This window comes from Streptomyces sp. NPDC042371 (assembly GCF_056437465.1).
On the sequence record NZ_JBWKAP010000003.1, the window covers coordinates 144418 to 162623 of the forward strand.

Below are 18206 nucleotides of genomic sequence, written 5' to 3' on the forward strand. Positions count from 1 at the left end.
AACCCGCCCCTCATCTCGGGCGGTTCACACGTCCGGCGGGGCGGGCATCGGCTGCGGCGGACGCAGACCGACGTACTGGCCGCTGGGGCGCATGCGTAGGGGCCGCTCCTCGTACTCCTCCAGAGCATGTGCGATCCAGCCTGCCGTGCGGGCCACCGCGAAGATCGTCTCGCCCGCCTCCGCAGGCATCCCCGTGGACGCCGTGAGGACGGCCAGGGCGAGGTCGACGTTGGCCCGCAGGTCGGTGTGGCGGGCGGTGGTGGCCACTATGTCGCGGGCCGCCGCGAGGGCGGGACCTGCCTTCGGCATCACCTCCAGGAGGCCGAACAGCGTCTGCGCGCGCGGGTCCTCGCCGGGGTAGAGCCGGTGGCCGAGCCCGGGAACCCGGCGGCCTGCCCGGAGTTCGTCGGCGACCACGGGAGCCGCGCTGCCCCTGTCGAGCACATCGAGCAGCATGCGGTGGGCGAGTCCGCTCGCCGCGCCGTGCAGGGGACCCTCCAGGACGCCGAGCCCCGCCGACACCGCGGCGTAGGGGTGAGCGCGCGCCGAGGCCGCGACGCGGACGGCGAGCGTCGACGCGGCGAGGTCGTGGTCGACGAGCAGCGCGAGTGCCGTGTCCAGGGCGCGCAGCTCGGCCTCGTCCGGCTTGCTGCCGGTCAGCCGGGCCCACAGGCGGCGGGCCAGCGGGCCTTCGTCGCGGTGGCCTGGCAGGACCGGCGGAAGCGCGGTGACGAGGGTGGGGATGAGCGTGCGTGCGGTGCCGATGACCGCCTCTTCGGAGAGGTCGAAGCGGAGCGGGTCGGCGGCCGCGGCGGAGATGGCGGCGACGCGAAGACGGTCGGTGTGGCCGCTGTGCTCGGGCAGCGCGTCGACGGCGCGGCGGGCGGCGGCGGTGGTCTCCTCGGGGGCGGTGAAGCCGATGCCGGGGCGCAGCACTCCCGTCCACAGCCACTCGGCGACCTCTTCGTAGGAGTGGTGCAGCGCGAGCTCCGTGGCGTCGACACCGCGGAAGTAGTAGTGATCCTTGTCGATGAGCGTGATCCGGGTGCGCACGGAGAGCTCGTTGGCCGTGGTCGGTGCCGCGGGTTCCCGCCTGTTCCTGCGGGCCAGCGCCTCGACCTCCTTGGCGTCGAACGTGCTGCCCCGCGAGCCAGGACCACGGCGGCTGCTGAGCTGGCCGCGGCTCACGTACGCGTACACGGTCTCGGGCTTCACGCCGAGCAGTTCGGCTGCTTCCTTGGTGCTGAGCCGCCGACTTTCGTGCGTGGCTCCTTGATCCGTCATGGGCGTCACCGTATCTGCATCCCGATGCCTGTACATGTGTATTGATTCAATCAATATTGACAGCACAACAGTCAAGCATGGACAGTCGAATCAAGTCCAGGGAGGAAGTCGAGGAAGAACATGCCGATCAATGGCTCCGCTGCCGTCCCCACCGAACCCGTGGAGGTCCCACGAGGACTCGCGGGCGTCGTCGTCACTGAGACTGAAATCGGAGACGTCAGGGGATATGAGGGCTTCTACCACTACCGCCAGTACTCGGCCGTCGAGCTCGCGCAGAACCGCGGCTTCGAGGACGTGTGGCACCTGATGTTCCACGGCGAGCTGCCCGACTCTGAGCAGAGCGCCGCCTTCGCCGCGCACACCGCGTCACTGCGCCAGTTGCCCGCGGAGGTGCGTGAGGCGCTGCCCGCCATAGCTCGCGCCAGTGTGCTGTCGGGCCCGCTCTCCGGGCTGCGCACCGCCCTCTCGCTCTTCGGGGCGTCGGAGGGCTTCCGACCGGTGTACGACATCGACGAGGACCGGCGCCGCGCGGACGCCCTGGCCGCGTCCGCCGTGGTGCCGACGCTGCTCACCGCGCTGTACCGGCTCGGTCAGGGCCTCGACCCCGTCGAGCCGCGCGACGACCTGTCGTACGCCGCCAACTACCTCTACATGCTGACCGGTTCGGAGCCGGACGCCGCCCGCACGCGGGCGATCGAGCAGTACTTGATCTCAACCATTGACCACGGGTTCAACGCGTCAACGTTCACCGCCCGCGTCATCACCTCGACGGGTGCGGATGTGGCGGCCTGTCTGGTCGGCGCGGTCGGCGCGCTGTCGGGTCCGCTGCACGGTGGCGCTCCGAGCCGGGCCCTCGACACGCTCGACGCGATCGGCACCCGCGACCGGATCGACGGCTGGATCCGCGAGCGGGTCCTCGCGGGAGACCGCATCATGGGCTTCGGTCACCCCGTCTACCGCACCGAGGACCCGCGCTCACGCATGCTGCGCGGCATCGCCCAGGAGTTCGGCGGCGACATGGTGGAGTTCGCGGTCGAGGTGGAGCGACAGGTCGAGGAGATCCTGGCGGAGCTGAAGCCGGGCCGCGAACTGCACACGAACGTGGAGTTCTACGCAGGCGTGGTCATGGAACTGTGCGGCCTGCCCCGGGACATGTTCACGCCGACGTTCGCATCGGCACGGGTGATCGGCTGGAGCGCCAACATCCTGGAACAGGCCCGCGACTCAAAGATCATCCGCCCGGCCGCACGGTATGTGGGGGTGGCGCCTCCGGTGCCGGTGCCGACGTCCGCACTCGGCTGATCCGGACGGCTTCAGGGCGCCGACGCTCTGTGCATGTCGGCGCCCTGAAGTGGACGAGTGCGAGTGATGCGAGTGCTACGAGTACTACGCAGCCCGTCAGGCGTCCGGGATATCCGCCTTGGCCCGGATCAGGGTCTCGCGGGAGATCGTGACGATGCGCTCGTAGTCGGCACGCGAGGCGTCCGCAGGGAGGTCCGCGTCCAGCGTGGCCGTGACGTCGGTACCGATGACAGCGAAACTTCCGTCGGACAGCTCGAAGATGTCGGGACAGTTCTGGCCTGTCGCACAGCCTCGAGCGCGAGGAGAAGCCCCGATACGACGGATGATTCGGCTCACTGTCGTGTTCCCTTTGATCTCGCGGCCGACGGACCTGGGGCCGCGTCGAGAGACCCGGAAGGGGAGGGGCTCGCGGACAGCCACGGTGAACGCCGGCGCTCTTGTGGTGGTGAAATCTCGCGCGCGTGAAGGCTGGCGTTCACCGTATGGCACTGCAAAACGCCACGGTGCCAAATTTGGTTACGGGCTTCGCGTCCGGGACGAACCCGATGTCCCTCATGTGGATCAAGTGCCCCCAAGTGCGGATCAAACGCTCGCCGACGTGCGGGTCTAGTACCCGTCGACGCGCGGGTCACGTGAGCCCCGGAGGTCGGCTCATGCGGGCGGTGGCTCGCCCACCACCCACCATTCGTCGATGTCCGCCTCCTCCAGTTGATGCAGGAGGTCGTCGACCATCAGACCCAGTTGGGCCTCCTCGGTGGTGCTGTCGAGAGTCGCCCTGTGAGGTTGGGTCGCGTGCCAGTACTCCCGGACGATCGGATTCTGGAGCATGCCACGGGCGTAGCCGTAGAACTGGTCCCGGGTGAAGTTGCCGATGCGGTAGTTGAGCACCATGTTGGTGTACATGGCGTTGGCGTAGAGGTACTGCCGTTGCCGCTTGGTGGAGACGCCCTCTCCGTAGGCGTCGAGGACCTCGGCGAGGTCGGCGTCGTCCATGGCCTTGCTCAGCAACTCCCAGTGCAGGCGCTGCTGGTAGGTCAGATTCGTGTGCCGCTGGGCCTGTGCCGTGCGCTCCAGGCACTTGAGCCGCGCATCGAGCGCGTCGACGGTGCGTCGCTGCGCGGCCGAGGTGGCGACGGCTCCCGCGGCGATGCCAAGCCCTGCTGTGACAACGCAGCGCAGCATTTCTGCTGCGTGCATCTTTGTGAACATGTCAACCCCCGATTCGGGCGACCGTCCGCCGGTCGTCGGTTGCGGGTCGACAGGGAGCGGACCGGCGAGCGGTGGGCGGTGCGCTTGCCGTCTCCCAGGGTGCCGAGCGGCTCTGACCGGCGGGGAGGCGGAGAGGAGGCGCACGGAAGGAAGCAGTGGTCTGACAACCCTGCGCCGTGCCTAACGTGTGCCCCGCGAGCGCCGCTAACAATCGTTCACTCCGCGGCCCGGCTACGCGTGCCTATCCTGGCCCCGTCTTCATTCGTCGTACGGGACCCGCAGCGGTCCGTACCAGCGTCGACACGAGGTCAGCGTTGAACAAGCAGCAGATCCCGGTCGTCGTCCTCGCCGGATTTCTCGGCTCGGGCAAGACGACCCTGCTCAACCATCTGCTGCACCGCAGCGGCGGCAGCCGGATCGGGGCGATCGTCAACGATTTCGGTTCGATCGAGATCGATGCCATGTCGGTCGCCGGGCAACTCGGCGACTCGACCGTCTCCCTCGGCAACGGCTGCCTGTGCTGTGCCGTGGACGCCAGTGAGCTCGACGAATACCTGGAGCGGCTCGCCCGGCCCGCCGCCGGGATCGACGTCATCGTCATCGAGGCGAGCGGGCTCGCCGAGCCGCAGGAGCTCGTGAAGATGCTGTTGGCCAGCGAGAACCCGCACATCGTGTACGGAGGGCTCGTCGAGGTCGTGGACGCTGCCGAGTTCGAGGCCACCAGGGAGCGGCACCCTGAGCTGGACCGGCACCTCGGCATCGCCGACCTCGTCGTGGTCAACAAGGCCGACCGGGTGCCCGTAGAGGAGCGCGAGCGCGTCGTCCGGGCCGTCCGGGGGCTCGCGGGGCGCGCGGCCGTCGTGGCCGCCTCCTACGGCCGCGTCGATGTGGAGCTGTTCTTCGACCGCGCGCCCGTGGGGGAGCGGGTCGGACAGCTCTCCTTCGACGACCTGCGCGAGGACGACCTGCGCGAGGATGACCTCCGCGAGGACGATCACGCGGAGACCGAGGCCTGCGCGGACGGTCGATGCGCGCACCACGACCACCTGCACGCCGCCTACGAAAGCCTCGCCTTCACCTCCGAAGTGCCCATGGGGCCGCGCCCCTTGATGGCCCTGCTCGACAGTCGGCCCGAGGGGCTCTACCGCATCAAGGGGTACGTCGATTTCGGCGCCGCCGACCCGCGGAACCGGTACGAGGTGCACGCCGTGGGGCGCTTCCTGCGTTTCTATCCGGAGCCGTGGGCTCCGGGCGAGCCGCGCCTCACCCAGCTGGTGCTCATCGGGTCGGACGTCGACGTACCGACCCTGGAGAAGGAGCTGGAGGCCTGCCGCGAGGACGCCCCACAGGCCGACGAGCAGGGCATGTGGGGCGTACTGCGATACGTGAGGGAGCCGGAGGGGGAGATGGATCAGGAGTTGGACCAGGAGCCGGACGAGGAGTCCGGCTCCCGGCGCGGGTAGCCGCGGCCGCGACTACGCCGGTCCCGCCACCGCCGCCACCGGCTTCTGGAGCGAGACGCCCGAACCGTCGCGGCGCGGATCCACCTCCGGCAGCTCGGCCGGTGCGCCGTTGCGCTGGGCCGCGTGCGGCGGCGTCGGGCCCGCCCAGGCGAAGCTCAGACAGTCCTCGCCCTTCAGGAACCGCTGGACGCGAACGCCACCCGTGGCGCGCCCCTTGCGCGGGTACTGGTCGAACGGGGTGAGCTTGGCCGTCGTCTGCACCGAGTCGTCGAGGGTGCCGCGCGAACCCGCCACCGTGAAGACGACCGCGTCCACCGCCGGGTCCACCGCCGCGAAGGAGATGACCTTCGCGCCGTCGACGAGCTTGACGCCCGCCATGCCGCCCGCCGGACGGCCCTGCGGGCGGACCTGCGAGGCCGGATAACGCAGGAGCTGGGCGTCGTCCGTGATGAAGACCAGGTCCTCCTCGCCGGTGCGCAGCTCGGCCGCGCCGACGATCCGGTCACCGTCCTTCAGCGTGATGACCTCCAACTCCTCCTTGTGGGAGGGATAGTCGGGGACCACGCGCTTGACGACGCCCTGCTCGGTGCCGAGCGCGAGGCCCGGCGAGGACTCGTCGAGCGTCATCAGGCAGATCAGCTTCTCGTCCTTCTCCAGGGACAGCAGCTCCGAGACGGGCGCCCCTCCGGAGAGGTTGGGCGCGCTCGCCGTCTCCGGCAGCTGGGGGAGGTCCACTACGGAGAGGCGCAACAGCCGCCCGTCGGACGTGACCGCACCCACCTCGCCGCGCGCGGTCGCAGGCACCGCCGAGACGATCACGTCGTGCTTCACGCGCTTGGTGTCGCTCTCGGCGAAGGGCTCGCCGTTGGCCGTGCGGGCCAGCAGGCCCGTCGACGACAGGAGGACCCGGCACGGGTCGTCGGCCACCTGCAGCGAGACCGGGGCGGCGGCCGGGGTTCCGGAGGACTCCAGGAGCACCGTGCGCCGGTCGGTGGCGAACTTCTTGGCGACGGCGGCCAGTTCGGTGGAGACCAGCTTGCGCAGCTCCGCGTCCGACTCGAGGATGCCGGTCAGCTCGTCGATCTCGCCGTTGAGCCGGTCGCGCTCGGACTCCAGCTCGATGCGGTCGAACTTGGTCAGGCGGCGCAGCGGCGTGTCCAGGATGTACTGCGTCTGGATGTCGCTGAGCGAGAAGCGCTCGATCAGGCGCTCCTTGGCCTGCGCCGAGTTCTCGCTGGAGCGGATGAGGCGGATGACCTCGTCGATGTCCAGGAGGGCGACCAGGAGGCCCTCGACCAGGTGCAGGCGGTCGCGCTTCTTGCCGCGGCGGAACTCGCTGCGGCGGCGCACCACGTTGAACCGGTGGTCGAGATAGACCTCCAGGAGCTCCTTGAGGCCGAGGGTGAGGGGCTGGCCGTCCACCAGCGCCACGTTGTTGATGCCGAAGGACTCCTCCATCGGCGTCAGCTTGTAGAGCTGCTCGAGGACCGCCTCGGGGACGAAGCCGTTCTTGATCTCGATGACCAGGCGCAGGCCGTGCGCGCGGTCGGTGAGGTCCTTGACGTCGGCGATGCCCTGCAGCTTCTTCGAGCCGACCAGGTCCTTGATCTTGGAGATGACCTTCTCGGGGCCGACGGTGAAGGGCAGTTCGGTGACGACGAGGCCCTTGCGGCGCGCCGTCACGTTCTCCACGGAGACCGTGGCACGGGTCTTGAAGGTGCCGCGGCCCGATTCGTACGCATCCTTGATGCCGTTCAGCCCGACGATCCGGCCGCCCGTGGGCAGGTCGGGGCCCGGCACGTACTTCATCAGCGTCTCGAGGTCGGCCCCCGGGTGCTTGATGAGGTGGCGGGCGGCGGCGATGACCTCGCCGAGGTTGTGCGGCGGCATGTTCGTCGCCATGCCGACCGCGATGCCCGACGCGCCGTTGACCAGGAGGTTCGGATACGCCGCAGGGAGGGCGGTCGGCTCCGTCTCCTGGCCGTCGTAGTTCGGCTCGAAGTCGACGGTGTTCTCGTCGATCGACTCCGTCATCAGGGAGGTGGCGTCGGCCATCTTGCACTCGGTGTACCGCATGGCGGCCGGCGGGTCGTCGTTGCCGAGCGAGCCGAAGTTGCCGTGGCCGTCCACCAGGGGGAGGCGCATCGAGAAGGGCTGGGCCATGCGGACCAGCGCGTCGTAGATCGACGCGTCGCCGTGCGGGTGCAACTTACCCATGACCTCGCCGACGACACGGGCACACTTCACATAGCCGCGGTCGGGGCGCAGGCCCATCTCGTTCATCTGGTAGACGATCCTGCGGTGCACCGGCTTCATGCCGTCGCGGGCGTCCGGCAGGGCGCGGGAGTAGATGACCGAATACGCGTACTCGAGGAAGGAGCCCTGCATCTCGTCGACGACGTCGATGTCGAGGATCTTCTCCTCGTACGACTCGTCGGGCGGCGGGGTCTTCGTGCTGCGGCGGGCCATCGCTGCTGCGGCTCCTTCACCAAGCAAGTGCGGGTTCTGACGCCGACCATTGTGGACTGTCCCACTGACAACGCCGACCACGACCCGTGCACCGGCGGTGTCACCCGCGACTACGCCGAGGGCGGAGCGGGAACTTCGTCAGGTGCTGACACGCTTGCATACAGTGGCAGGACTGGCAGCAATTGTTCTGATCCAGCAATGATCCAGCGATCGAAGGGACGTACATGCCCATGGGTCACACGGCCACAGCCGAGGCCGGCTCCGGCGGCCTGACAGCGACCGAGCACCGGCTGGCCAACGGCCTGCGCGTGGTGCTCTCCGAGGACCACCTGACCCCGGTCGCCGCGGTCTGCCTCTGGTACGACGTCGGCTCCCGCCACGAGGTCAAGGGGCGTACAGGCCTTGCTCACCTCTTCGAGCACCTGATGTTCCAGGGCTCGCAGCAGGTGCACGGCAATGGCCACTTCGAGCTGGTCCAGGGAGCGGGCGGTTCGCTCAACGGCACGACGAGCTTCGAGCGCACCAACTATTTCGAGACCATGCCCGCCCACCAGTTGGAGCTGGCCCTCTGGCTCGAGGCCGACCGGATGGGCTCGCTGCTCTCCGCGCTGGACGAAGAGTCGATGGAGAACCAGCGCGACGTCGTGAAGAACGAGCGCCGCCAGCGGTACGACAACGTTCCGTACGGCACGGCGTTCGAAAAGCTGACCGCCCTCTCGTACCCGGAGGGCCACCCCTACCACCACACGCCGATCGGCTCCATGGCCGACCTGGACGCGGCCACCCTGGAGGACGCGCGAGCGTTCTTCCGCACGTACTACGCGCCCAACAACGCGGTCCTCTCGGTCGTCGGCGACATCGACCCGGAGCAGACGCTGGCCTGGGTCGAGAAGTACTTCGGGTCGATCCCCGGACACGACGGCAAGCAGCCGCCGCGCGACGGCTCGCTGCCCGAGCGCATCGGCAAGGAGCTGCGCGAGGTCATCGAGGAGGAGGTCCCGGCCCGCGCCCTGATGGCCGCCTACCGCCTCCCGGAGGACGGCACGCGCGCGTGCGACGCGGCCGACCTCGCCCTCACCGTCCTCGGCAGCGGCGAGTCCTCCAGGCTCTACAACCGGCTCGTGCGCAGGGACCGCACCGCGGTCGCCGCCGGGTTCGGCCTGCTGCGCCTCGCGGGGGCGCCCTCGCTCGGCTGGCTCGACGTGAAGACGTCGGGCGACGTCGAGGTGCCCGTCATCGAGGCCGCCGTCGACGAGGAGCTCGCCCGCTTCGCCGCGGAGGGCCCCACTCCGGAGGAGATGGAGCGCGCCCAGGCGCAGCTGGAGCGCGAGTGGCTCGACCGGCTCGGCACAGTCGCGGGCCGCGCCGACGAACTGTGCAGGTTCGCGGTCCTGTTCGGCGACCCGCAGCTCGCCCTCACGGCCGTCCAGCGCGTCCTCGACATCACCGCGGAAGAGGTCCAGGAGGTCGCCGGGGCCCGGCTGCGCCCGGACAACCGCGCGGTGCTCGTGTACGAGCCCGTTGACGGGGCCGAGGAGGCCGCAGACGCCGCCGAGGGCGCCGAGGAAGAAGAGGAGGCGGCGAAGTGACCGAGGCCGCGACGATGCAGTTCCACCCCCAGCCCCAGGCCGGTACGGCCAAGCCCTGGGCCTTCCCGGCCCCCGAGCGCGGCACGCTGCCCAACGGCCTCACGGTCCTGCGCTGCAACCGCCCCGGCCAGCAGGTCGTCGCCGTCGAGATCCACCTCGAAGCGCCCCTGGACGCCGAGCCGGAAGGCCTGGACGGCGTCGCCACCATCATGGCGCGGGCCTTCAACGAGGGCACCGACAAGCACTCCGCGGAGGAGTTCGCCGCCGAGCTCGACCGCTGCGGCGCGACCCTCGACGCGCACGCCGACCACCCGGGCGTGCGGGTCTCGCTCGAGGTCCCGGTCTCCCGGCTCCCGAAGGCACTCGGCCTGCTCGCCGACGCCCTGCGGGCCCCCGCCTTCGCGGACAGCGAGATCGAACGGCTCGTACGCAACCGCCTGGACGAGATCCCGCACGAGGCCGCCAACCCGGCGCGCCGCGCCGCCAAGGAGCTCTCCAGGCAGCTCTTCCCGCCGACCGCGCGCATGTCGCGCCCGCGTCAGGGCACCGAGGAGACGGTCACCGCCATCGACTCGGCGGCGGTGCGTGCCTTCTACGAGAAGTTCGTCCGCCCCGCCACGGCCACCCTGGTCGTCGTCGGCGACCTGGTGGGCACCGACCTGGACGCCGTCCTCGCCGACACCGTCGGCGCCTGGACCGGCTCCGCGGGCGAGTCGCGCCCCGTGCCGCCGGTGATCGCCGACGACCGCGGCCGCGTCGTCATCGTGGACCGCCCCGGAGCGGTCCAGACACAGCTGCTGATCGGCCGCGTCGGCGCCGACCGGCACGACCGCGTGTGGCCCGCCCAGGTGCTCGGCACGTACTGCCTGGGCGGCACCCTCACCTCCCGCCTGGACCGTGTCCTGCGCGAGGAGAAGGGATACACCTACGGCGTACGGGCGTTCGGCCAGGTGCTCCGCTCCGCCCCGGACGGGACGGGCGCCGCGATGCTCGCCATCAGCGGCTCCGTGGACACCCCGAACACGGGCCCGGCGCTGGACGACCTCTGGAAGGTGCTGCGCACCCTCGCCGCGGAGGGGCTCACCGACGCCGAGCGCGACGTCGCCGTGCAGAACCTGGTGGGCGTGGCCCCGCTCAAGTACGAGATGGCCGCCTCCGTGGCGGCGACGCTCGCCGACCAGGTCGAGCAGAACCTGCCGGACGACTTCCAGGCGCAGCTGTACCGACAGCTGGCCGCCACCGGCACCGTGGAGGCCACTGCGGCCGTCGTGAACGCCTTCCCGGAGGACCGCCTGGTGACGGTCCTCGTCGGGGACGCCGCGCAGATCGAGGAGCCCGTCAGGGCGCTCGGGATCGGCGAAGTGAGCGTGGTCACCGGCTGAGTGACGGTCGGCGTCGGCGCTGAGCCACAGTCAGGACGCAAGTTGGGACGTATCGGGACCCTGGTGACCCTTTCGGTCGCCAGGGTCCTCATATGTCCGGATTGGTATGGAGGTTGCCTGTCTGCCGTGTGGCGTGCGCTACAAAAGGCGCGTTCTGTTTGTCGATCGAAAGATGCCCCGCTTAGCGTCGACCCGGCTGTTCGTCGCGCAGTACGCCGCATCCGCGGCACCGGACAGTCATCGCCGAGTCCCCGTACGGCGCGAGCCAGGGGAGCCGGGGACCCACATGTCCCCTGGGGTGAATCGGGCACCTTGCCGCGAGGTGAGGGACCCGTAGGAGACCTTCCTGCTCCGAACCCGTCAGCTAACCCGGTAGGCGAGAGGGAAGGAAAGGAACACCCGCCACATGGCGTTCACCCGTGCCACCGGGAAGCACCGTCGTCCGAGTCGCCTCACGCGGACCACCGCGAACGTCGCAGGTGTCGCGGCGCTCACCACCACCGGTGTCATCGGAGGCCTTGCCGCCCCCGCGCTCGCCGCCGCCGACGAAGCGGCCGTGGAGCACACTGGTCTCACCCAGGCGATATCCGTCGGCGACTCGCTCGCCGAGAGCGTCGACGCGCAGGCCGCCGCGCAGCGCCAGGCCGCCGACGACGCCGCTGCCGCCAAGAAGGCCGAAGAGGCCGCCAAGAAGAAGGCCGCCGAGGAGAAGCGCAAGGCCGAGGCGGAGGCCAAGGCGAAGGCCAAGAAGGAGCACGAGGCCAAGGAGCGTGCCGCCCGCGAGGCCGAGCGCAAGCGCCTGAACACCTACGTCTCCCCGGTCTCCGGCTCGTACGTCTCCACGGGCTACCAGACCGGCGGCGCCATGTGGTCCTCCGGCAGCCACACCGGTGTCGACTTCCACGCCGCGTCCGGCACCGCCGTCCACGCGGTCGGCTCCGGCACCGTCGTCGAGGCGGGCTGGGGTGGTGCCTACGGCAACAACGTGGTCATCAAGATGAACGACGGCACGTACACCCAGTACGGCCACATGTCGTCCCTCGGCGTCACCGTCGGCCAGACGGTCACCCCGGGCCAGCAGATCGGTCTCTCCGGGTCCACCGGCAACTCCAGTGGCCCGCACCTCCACTTCGAGGCCCGCTCCGGCGAGGAGTACGGCTCCGACATCGACCCGGTCTCGTACCTGCGCTCGCACGGCGTCAAGGTCTGATCCGAAGCGGACGGCCGACGCGGTCGCCCCACGCGGACGGCCCCGCAGCACTTCACCGAAAGCCCCGGCTCCTCCCGAGCCGGGGCTTTCGGCGTTCCCCGGCCATCGTCCCCTGCCGCCCGTTCTTGGCCAAAAGATATCCATGGATTTCTGTCCGCCGTCGGAAATTCCGGCGCTCTGCAATAGAGTCACGGAACGAGCGTCGGTCGACCGCGTGTCGCGGGGATTAAGGCGGAGGTCCGGTCATGCGCGTTCCCGCGCACTCGGTATGCACGGCCATTCGGGACGACATAGTCGCCGGTGTATATGAAAGGGGCGGCAGACTCACCGAGGAACTCCTCGCGCGGCGCTACGGAGTCTCCCGCGTCCCCGTGCGCGAGGCCCTGCGCACGCTGGAGGCCGAGGGCTTCGTCGTCACCCGCAGGCATGCGGGCGCATGCGTCGCCGAGCCGACGGAACAGGAGGCCGCGGACCTCCTGGAGGTCCGGACGCTGCTGGAGCCGCTCGCCGCGGCACGCGCCGCGCAGCGCCGCACGGACGCACACCTGAAGGTCCTGCGCGGACTCGTCAGGCTGGGCCAGCAGCGCTCCAGGAGCGGCCGCGGGGAGGATCTGCGCTCGCTGGGCGGCTGGTTCCACGAGACGCTCGCCCAGGCGTCCGGCAGCCCCGGCCTCACGGCGCTGCTCACCCCGCTCCGGCACAAGATCGCCTGGATGTACGTCGTCGATACCCCGGCGACGCCGGACGAGTCCTGGTCCGAGCACGCGGCGATCGCCGACGCGGTCGCCCGCCGGGACGCGGAACGGGCGAGGGCGCTCACCGCGGCACACGTCGAACGGGCCCGCGCGGCCCACCGATTGCGGCCCGCGCGCCGGGGCGGCCGCGTGAGGGATTCGCAACATGCCGTAAACACGGTGAGTCTCCGGAATTAACGGAGGCGCCGTATACAAAGAGGAGCCGTAAGAAGAGTCGTCGCGCGATCAATTCGCGGCAATTTCATACGGCCCCACGGCGTTCATGAAAACGGTGTGCATGAAAAATCAAGCGCATACGTCAATGGGGTCACCCGGAATTCCGGGTGACCCCATTGACGTAATGCGAGGAACGTGTCCTAGACCGTCTCCGGAAGCTCCTCGAGCCCCTCGGCGACCAGCTTCGCCAGACGGTCGAGGGCGGCGTCGGCACCCTCGGCGTCGGAGGCGAGCACGATCTCTTCGCCGCCCTGGGCGCCCAGGCCGAGCACCGCGAGCATCGAAGCGGCGTTGACGGGGTTGCCGTCGGCCTTGGCGATCGTCACGGGGACGCCGGCGGCCGTGGCCGCGCGGACGAAGATGGAGGCGGGTCGGGCGTGAAGGCCCTCGGCCCAGCCGACGTTGACGCGGCGCTCAGCCATGTGTTGCTGCCCTTCCAGGTGTCTCACACTTGTCTAGACCAGTGTCTCATGCCGTCGCGGGTGCTCTGCCGGACAGAGGTCCCGGCCCCGGTCGCCGTTCGACCTGTCCTAGCCTGCCCCGGCCCGGGCGGCCGCGCGACCCGTACCCTGGCCCCATGCAGCTCCCGTCGGATCAGCAGGATCGGCACGACTACCCGTCGCACTGGGAAGCCGACGTGGTGCTGCGCGACGGAGGCACCGCCCGCATCAGGCCCATCACGGCCGAGGACGCGGACCGTCTGGTCAGCTTCTACGAACAGGTCTCGGACGAGTCGAAGTACTACCGCTTCTTCGCGCCCTATCCGCGGCTGTCCGCCAAGGACGTGCACCGCTTCACCCACCACGACCTGGTGGACCGGGTGGGACTCGCGGCCACCGTGGGCGGCGAGTTCATCGCCACCGTGCGCTACGACCGCATCGACGAGCGCGGCATGGCCGCCAGTGCGCCCGCCGACGAGGCCGAGGTCGCCTTCCTCGTGCAGGACGCCCACCAGGGCAGGGGGGTCGCCTCCACGCTCCTCGAACACATCGCGGCCGTCGCCAGGGAGCGCGGCATCCGCCGCTTCGCCGCCGAGGTGCTGCCCGCCAACACCAAGATGATCAAGGTTTTCACGGACGCGGGCTACCAACAGAAGCGCAGCTTCGAGGACGGCGTCGTCCGCCTGGAGTTCGACCTGGAGCCCACCGACCGCTCGCTCGCCGTGCAGCGCGCCCGCGAACAGCGCGCCGAGGGACGGTCCGTGCAGCGGCTCCTCATGCCGGGGTCGGTCGCGGTGATCGGGGTGGGCCGGGCCCCAGGCGGGGTGGGCCGCAGCGTTCTGAGCAACCTCCGGGAGTCCGGTTTCACCGGGCGCCTGTACGCGGTGAACAGTGCCTTCGAGGAGTACGGCGCAGAGGGCGAGGGCGCCGACATCGACGGCGTGCCCGCGCACCGCTCGGTCGCGGCCATCGAGGAGCCCGTGGACCTCGCGGTGATCGCCGTGCCCGCCGACCGCGTCCCACAGGCTGTCGCCGAGTGCGGGGAGCGCGGGGTGCGCGGCCTCGTGGTGCTGTCCGCCGGGTACGGGGAGAGCGGCGACGAGGGGCGCGAGCGGCAGCGTGAACTGGTGCGCCAGGCCCGGTCCTACGGCATGCGCATCATCGGGCCCAACGCCTTCGGCGTCATCAACACCTCTCCGGAGACGCGGCTCAACGCCTCGCTCGCCCCGCAGTCCCCCGCGCGGGGGCGGATCGGGCTGTTCACCCAGTCCGGCGCGATCGGCATCGCCCTGCTGTCCGGCCTGCACCGGCGGGGCGCGGGACTGTCCACGTTCGTCGGATCGGGCAACCGCGCGGACGTGTCCGGCAACGACCTCCTCCAGTACTGGTTCGAGGACCCGGACACCGACGTCACGCTGATGTACCTGGAGACGATCGGCAACCCGCGCAAGTTCACCCGCCTCGCGAGGCGTTCGGCCACCGCCAAGCCGCTGGTCGTCGTCCAGGGCGCCCGGCACAGCGGCATCACTCCGACGGGTCACGCCGTGCAGGCGACCCGGCTGCCGCACGCGACGGTCTCTGCGCTGCTGCGGCAGGCGGGCGTCATCCGCGTCGACACCGTCACGGAGATGGTCGACGCGGGGCTGCTGCTCGCGGGGCAGCCGCTGCCGTCCGGGCCCCGGGTGGGCATCCTCGGGAACTCCGAGTCCCTCGGCCTCCTCACGTACGACGCTTGTGTCGCCGACGGACTGCGGCCGCAGCGGCCGCGCGACCTCACGACCGGGGCCACCCCGGCGGACTTCCGCACCGCACTCGCCGAGGCGCTGTCGGACGGCAGCTGCGACGCGGTGATCGTCAACGCGATCCCGTGGGTGGGGGAGGACGGCGCCACGACCGACCCCGAGACGCTGGCCACGGAGCTGCGGGCCGCGGCGGCGGGGTGCCCGGCGAAGCCGGTGGCCGTGGTGCACGTGGAGCTAGGCGGCCTCGCCGAGGCACTGGCCGCCGCGACCAGCACGGGGCCCGACGCCCCTCTCCCGCCGACGGCCACGGAGCCGATGCCCGCCCCCGAGCCGACGACCGCCACACCCCCCGACCCGACCACCGCCCCCGAGCAGTACCGCATCCCCGCCTACCCCGCCGCCGAGCGAGCGGTACGTGCCCTCTCCGAAGCGGTCAAGTACGCGCAGTGGCGGCGTGAGGCCGCCGAGCCGGGGCGGGTGCACGAGTACGACGACATCGACGAGAGCGGTGCCGCGGGGCGCATCGAGGAGCTGCTCGCCGAGGACGGCGACCCGCGTGGTCTCACCCTCGCCCCGGCCGACGCCCACGAACTGCTCGGGCGCTACGGCATCCGCGTACGACAGGCCCTGCCCGCGCCCGACCCCGACGCGGCGGCGGCAGCCGCGCGGACCATCGGCTACCCCGTGGCCCTGAAGACCACGGCCCCCCACCTGCGCCACCGCGCCGACCTCGGCGGTGTGCGCCTGGACCTGGCCGACGAGGAGCAACTGCGCCGGGCGTACCAGGAACTGACGGATGCCTTCGGCAAGCCCGTCGAGCTGCGGCCCGTCGTGCAGGGCATGGTGCCGCGCGGCGTCGACACCGTGGTACGCGCGGTCATCGACCCGGCGGCCGGAGCGGTGCTCTCCTTCGGTCTCGCGGGCGCCGCCTCCGAGCTGCTCGGCGACACCGCCCACCGCCTCGTCCCGGTCACCGACCAGGAGGCGGGCTCCCTGATCCGGTCCATCCGGACCGCACCGCTCCTGTTCGGCTGGCGCGGCTCCGCGCCCGTGGACACCCCGGCCCTCGAAGAGCTCCTCCAGCGGGTCTCCCGGCTCGTCGACGACCACCCCGAGGTGGTCGCCGTCTCCCTGGAGCCCGTCGTCGTCGCCCAGCGGGGCCTCTCGGTGCTCGACGCCTCCGTCCGGCTCGCGCCCCCGCCCGCCCGCGACGACCTGGGCCCGCGCACCCTTCCCGGCTACTGAGGCGCCTTCCAGGGCGCGCGGAGGCCCGGCGCGGACCCCGGAGCGCCCCGACCGCGACCGAGGCGGCCACGGGGCACCGTGCGCCCCGCGCCTGGCCGTAGGATGGACGGCATGGCAAAGACCGGTACGACGACCCAGGGGCTGCGCGCGGCGATCGAGCGCAGCGGCTACTACCCGGCCCTCGTGGCCGAGGCGGTGGAGGCCGCGATCGGCGGCGAGGCCATCGGGTCGTACCTGGTCCACCAGGAGACGACGTTCGACGCCAACGAAGTGCGTCGGCACGTCACCGTCCTCGTCCTGACCGGCACGCGCTTCATCGTCAGCCACACCGACGAGCAGGCGGCGGACAGCACGTCCCCGACGCCGTACGCGACGACCTCCACGGAGTCCGTCAAGATCGGCCGCATCTCCTCGGTCGTGGTCAGCCGCGTCGTCGCCAACCCCGAGAAGTACGTTCCCGGGACACCGCCCCGCGAGGTCGTCCTGACCATCGGCTGGGGCGCCGTGTCGCGCATCGACCTGGAGCCCGCGGCCTGCGGCGACCCCAACTGCGAGGCGGACCACGGGTACACGGGCAGCTCGACCGCCGACGACCTGAGCCTGCGCGTCAGCGAGGCGGGCGACGGCCCCGACACCGTGCGGCAGACCCTCGCCTTCGCCCAGGCCCTGTCCGAGGCGACCGCGGACAACGCCCGCTGATGGCGCTTCCTTCCTGGGACGACGTACAACCGCTCGCCCTCGACACCGCTCCCGTGCCCGCGTACGGCACGGGCTCGCTGGCCGACCTGCTGCCCACGCTCGTCGCCCACCAGGGCGTCGACGGCTTCGCGCCCGCCATCCCCGAGCTCGCTCCGGCCGACCGGAACTGCGTCTTCCTGATCGACGGCCTCGGCTGGGAGCAGCTCAAGGCGCACCAGGCAGAGGCGCCCTTCATGGCCTCGCTGCTGCAGAGCTCGCGCGGCGGCACGGGACGGCCCGTCACCGCGGGCTTCCCCGCCACCACCGCGACCTCGCTCGCCTCGGTCGGCACGGGCCTGCCGCCCGGCTCGCACGGCCTGCCCGGGTACGCGGTCCGCAATCCGGCCACCGGCGAGCTGATGAACCAGCTCCGCTGGAACCCGTGGACCGACCCGCACGCCTGGCAGCCGTACCCCACCGTCTTCCAGCGCGCCCACGAAGCGGGCGTGCACACCGCACAGGTCTCGTCGCCGACCTTCGAGCACACCCCGCTCACCAAGGTCGCCCTGAGCGGCGGCACCTTCCGGGGCAGGCTCTCCGGAGAGGACCGCATGGACCTCGCCGCCAAGCAACTGGCTGCCGGGGACCGTTCGCTGGTCTATACGTACTACGCGGAAGTGGACGGCAAGGGGCACCGGTTCGGTGTCGACTCCGACGCCTGGCGGGGCCAGCTGATGTACGTGGACCGGCTCGTCCAGCGCCTCGCCGAGCAGCTCCCGCCGCGCAGCGCCCTGTACGTCACCGCGGACCACGGCATGATCGACATCCCCTTCGACGACGCGTCCCGCATCGACTTCGACGAGGACTGGGAGCTGCGCGCCGGTGTGGCCACGCTCGGCGGCGAGGGCCGCGCCCGTCACGTCTACGCGGTGCCGGGCGCCGCGAACGACGTCCTGACGGTGTGGCGCGAGGTGCTCGGCGAGCAGTTCTGGGTTGCGGGACGCGACGAGGCGATCGCTGCGGGCTGGTTCGGTCCACACATTGATCAACGTGTGTACGAGCGCATCGGCGACGTCGTCGCCGCGGCCCACGACGACGTGGCGATCATCGCCTCGGAGCGTGAGCCCAAGGAGTCCGCCCTCGTCGGCATGCACGGCTCGATGACCCCCGTCGAGCAGCTCGTCCCGCTCCTCGAAGTACGCTCCTGACCGGGCGCCGCCCG

Annotated in this window: 14 protein-coding genes and 1 riboswitch; of the genes, 9 read left to right on the forward strand and 5 right to left on the reverse strand. The window is 71.0% G+C overall.

The window, feature by feature from the left end:
* Positions 1 to 24: 24 nt before the first annotated feature.
* Complete coding sequence (locus AC068B_RS10290) at positions 25 to 1284, reverse strand: citrate synthase family protein (protein WP_478670471.1); 1260 nt, start codon at positions 1282 to 1284, stop codon at positions 25 to 27.
* A 120-nt stretch (positions 1285 to 1404) separates the two neighbouring features.
* Here AC068B_RS10290 and AC068B_RS10295 point away from each other — a divergent pair, with 120 nt between their 5' ends.
* Positions 1405 to 2586 (forward strand): citrate synthase/methylcitrate synthase, encoded by a 1182-nt coding sequence (locus tag AC068B_RS10295; protein ID WP_478670472.1) that lies wholly within the window; start codon positions 1405 to 1407, stop codon positions 2584 to 2586.
* Between the two features lie 96 nt (positions 2587 to 2682).
* On the opposite strand, the gene AC068B_RS10300 is transcribed toward AC068B_RS10295, so the two are convergent.
* A complete protein-coding gene (locus AC068B_RS10300; RefSeq protein WP_468567560.1) occupies positions 2683 to 2922 on the reverse strand; it encodes a hypothetical protein in 240 nt (79 codons plus the stop codon).
* A 315-nt stretch (positions 2923 to 3237) separates the two neighbouring features.
* Entirely contained in the window at positions 3238 to 3783 is a 546-nt protein-coding gene (locus AC068B_RS10305) for a DUF6082 family protein (protein WP_468567558.1), read from the reverse strand.
* A gap of 326 nt (positions 3784 to 4109) precedes the next feature.
* On the opposite strand from AC068B_RS10305, the gene AC068B_RS10310 reads away from it, so the two are divergent.
* A complete protein-coding gene (locus tag AC068B_RS10310) occupies positions 4110 to 5258 on the forward strand; it encodes a CobW family GTP-binding protein (RefSeq protein ID WP_478670475.1) in 1149 nt (382 codons plus the stop codon).
* 12 nt (positions 5259 to 5270) lie between these two features.
* Here AC068B_RS10310 and AC068B_RS10315 read toward each other — a convergent pair whose 3' ends face one another.
* Positions 5271 to 7727: a DNA gyrase/topoisomerase IV subunit A gene (locus AC068B_RS10315; RefSeq protein WP_478670477.1), complete on the reverse strand. Its 2457-nt coding sequence runs from the start codon at positions 7725 to 7727 to the stop codon at positions 5271 to 5273.
* A 224-nt stretch (positions 7728 to 7951) separates the two neighbouring features.
* Here AC068B_RS10315 and AC068B_RS10320 point away from each other — a divergent pair, with 224 nt between their 5' ends.
* From AC068B_RS10320 to AC068B_RS10335, 4 genes are all read left to right on the forward strand, one after another.
* Positions 7952 to 9316 carry a M16 family metallopeptidase gene (locus AC068B_RS10320; protein WP_356249880.1) on the forward strand — a complete coding sequence of 455 codons (1365 nt, stop codon included), beginning with the start codon at positions 7952 to 7954 and terminating at the stop codon, positions 9314 to 9316.
* The gene (locus tag AC068B_RS10325; protein ID WP_356249878.1) at positions 9313 to 10698 is read left to right on the forward strand and encodes a M16 family metallopeptidase; all 1386 of its coding nucleotides are present in this window, start codon (positions 9313 to 9315) and stop codon (positions 10696 to 10698) included. Before AC068B_RS10320 ends, AC068B_RS10325 begins: the two co-directional genes overlap by 4 nt.
* Positions 10699 to 10929: 231 nt before the next feature.
* Positions 10930 to 11092, forward strand: a riboswitch (cyclic di-AMP (ydaO/yuaA leader).
* A gap of 12 nt (positions 11093 to 11104) precedes the next feature.
* On the forward strand, positions 11105 to 11908 hold the full coding sequence (locus AC068B_RS10330; protein ID WP_478670479.1) for a M23 family metallopeptidase: 804 nt from the start codon (positions 11105 to 11107) through the stop codon (positions 11906 to 11908).
* Positions 11909 to 12153: 245 nt separating this feature from the next.
* Positions 12154 to 12840, forward strand: a complete 687-nt coding sequence (locus AC068B_RS10335) for a GntR family transcriptional regulator (RefSeq protein ID WP_478670481.1) — start codon at positions 12154 to 12156, stop codon at positions 12838 to 12840.
* Between the two features lie 179 nt (positions 12841 to 13019).
* Here AC068B_RS10335 and AC068B_RS10340 read toward each other — a convergent pair whose 3' ends face one another.
* Positions 13020 to 13301 carry an HPr family phosphocarrier protein gene (locus tag AC068B_RS10340; RefSeq protein WP_030021209.1) on the reverse strand — a complete coding sequence of 94 codons (282 nt, stop codon included), beginning with the start codon at positions 13299 to 13301 and terminating at the stop codon, positions 13020 to 13022.
* A 155-nt stretch (positions 13302 to 13456) separates the two neighbouring features.
* Between AC068B_RS10340 and AC068B_RS10345 the strand changes: the two genes are divergently transcribed.
* The 3 genes from AC068B_RS10345 (at position 13457) to AC068B_RS10355 (ending at position 18192) form a co-directional block, all read left to right on the forward strand.
* Positions 13457 to 16306, forward strand: a complete 2850-nt coding sequence (locus AC068B_RS10345; RefSeq protein WP_478670482.1) for a bifunctional acetate--CoA ligase family protein/GNAT family N-acetyltransferase — start codon at positions 13457 to 13459, stop codon at positions 16304 to 16306.
* A gap of 111 nt (positions 16307 to 16417) precedes the next feature.
* The gene (locus AC068B_RS10350; RefSeq protein WP_055569569.1) at positions 16418 to 17005 is read left to right on the forward strand and encodes a DUF5998 family protein; all 588 of its coding nucleotides are present in this window, start codon (positions 16418 to 16420) and stop codon (positions 17003 to 17005) included.
* A complete protein-coding gene (locus AC068B_RS10355) occupies positions 17005 to 18192 on the forward strand; it encodes an alkaline phosphatase family protein (RefSeq protein WP_478670484.1) in 1188 nt (395 codons plus the stop codon). The genes AC068B_RS10350 and AC068B_RS10355 overlap by 1 nt, the downstream gene beginning before the upstream one ends.
* Positions 18193 to 18206 lie beyond the last annotated feature (14 nt).

Bases quoted from the DNA above. Each gene is read 5' to 3' on its own strand.
- AC068B_RS10290 (WP_478670471.1), bottom strand. From the start codon at position 1,284: ATGACGGATCAAGGAGCCACGCACGAAAGTCGGCGGCTCAGCACCAAG.
- AC068B_RS10295 (WP_478670472.1), top strand. From the start codon at position 1,405: ATGCCGATCAATGGCTCCGCTGCCGTCCCCACCGAACCCGTGGAGGTC.
- AC068B_RS10305 (WP_468567558.1), bottom strand. From the start codon at position 3,783: ATGCACGCAGCAGAAATGCTGCGCTGCGTTGTCACAGCAGGGCTTGGC.
- AC068B_RS10315 (WP_478670477.1), bottom strand. From the start codon at position 7,727: ATGGCCCGCCGCAGCACGAAGACCCCGCCGCCCGACGAGTCGTACGAG.
- AC068B_RS10320 (WP_356249880.1), top strand. From the start codon at position 7,952: ATGCCCATGGGTCACACGGCCACAGCCGAGGCCGGCTCCGGCGGCCTG.
- AC068B_RS10330 (WP_478670479.1), top strand. From the start codon at position 11,105: ATGGCGTTCACCCGTGCCACCGGGAAGCACCGTCGTCCGAGTCGCCTC.
- AC068B_RS10335 (WP_478670481.1), top strand. From the start codon at position 12,154: ATGCGCGTTCCCGCGCACTCGGTATGCACGGCCATTCGGGACGACATA.
- AC068B_RS10340 (WP_030021209.1), bottom strand. From the start codon at position 13,301: ATGGCTGAGCGCCGCGTCAACGTCGGCTGGGCCGAGGGCCTTCACGCC.
- AC068B_RS10345 (WP_478670482.1), top strand. From the start codon at position 13,457: ATGCAGCTCCCGTCGGATCAGCAGGATCGGCACGACTACCCGTCGCAC.
- AC068B_RS10350 (WP_055569569.1), top strand. From the start codon at position 16,418: ATGGCAAAGACCGGTACGACGACCCAGGGGCTGCGCGCGGCGATCGAG.
- AC068B_RS10355 (WP_478670484.1), top strand. From the start codon at position 17,005: ATGGCGCTTCCTTCCTGGGACGACGTACAACCGCTCGCCCTCGACACC.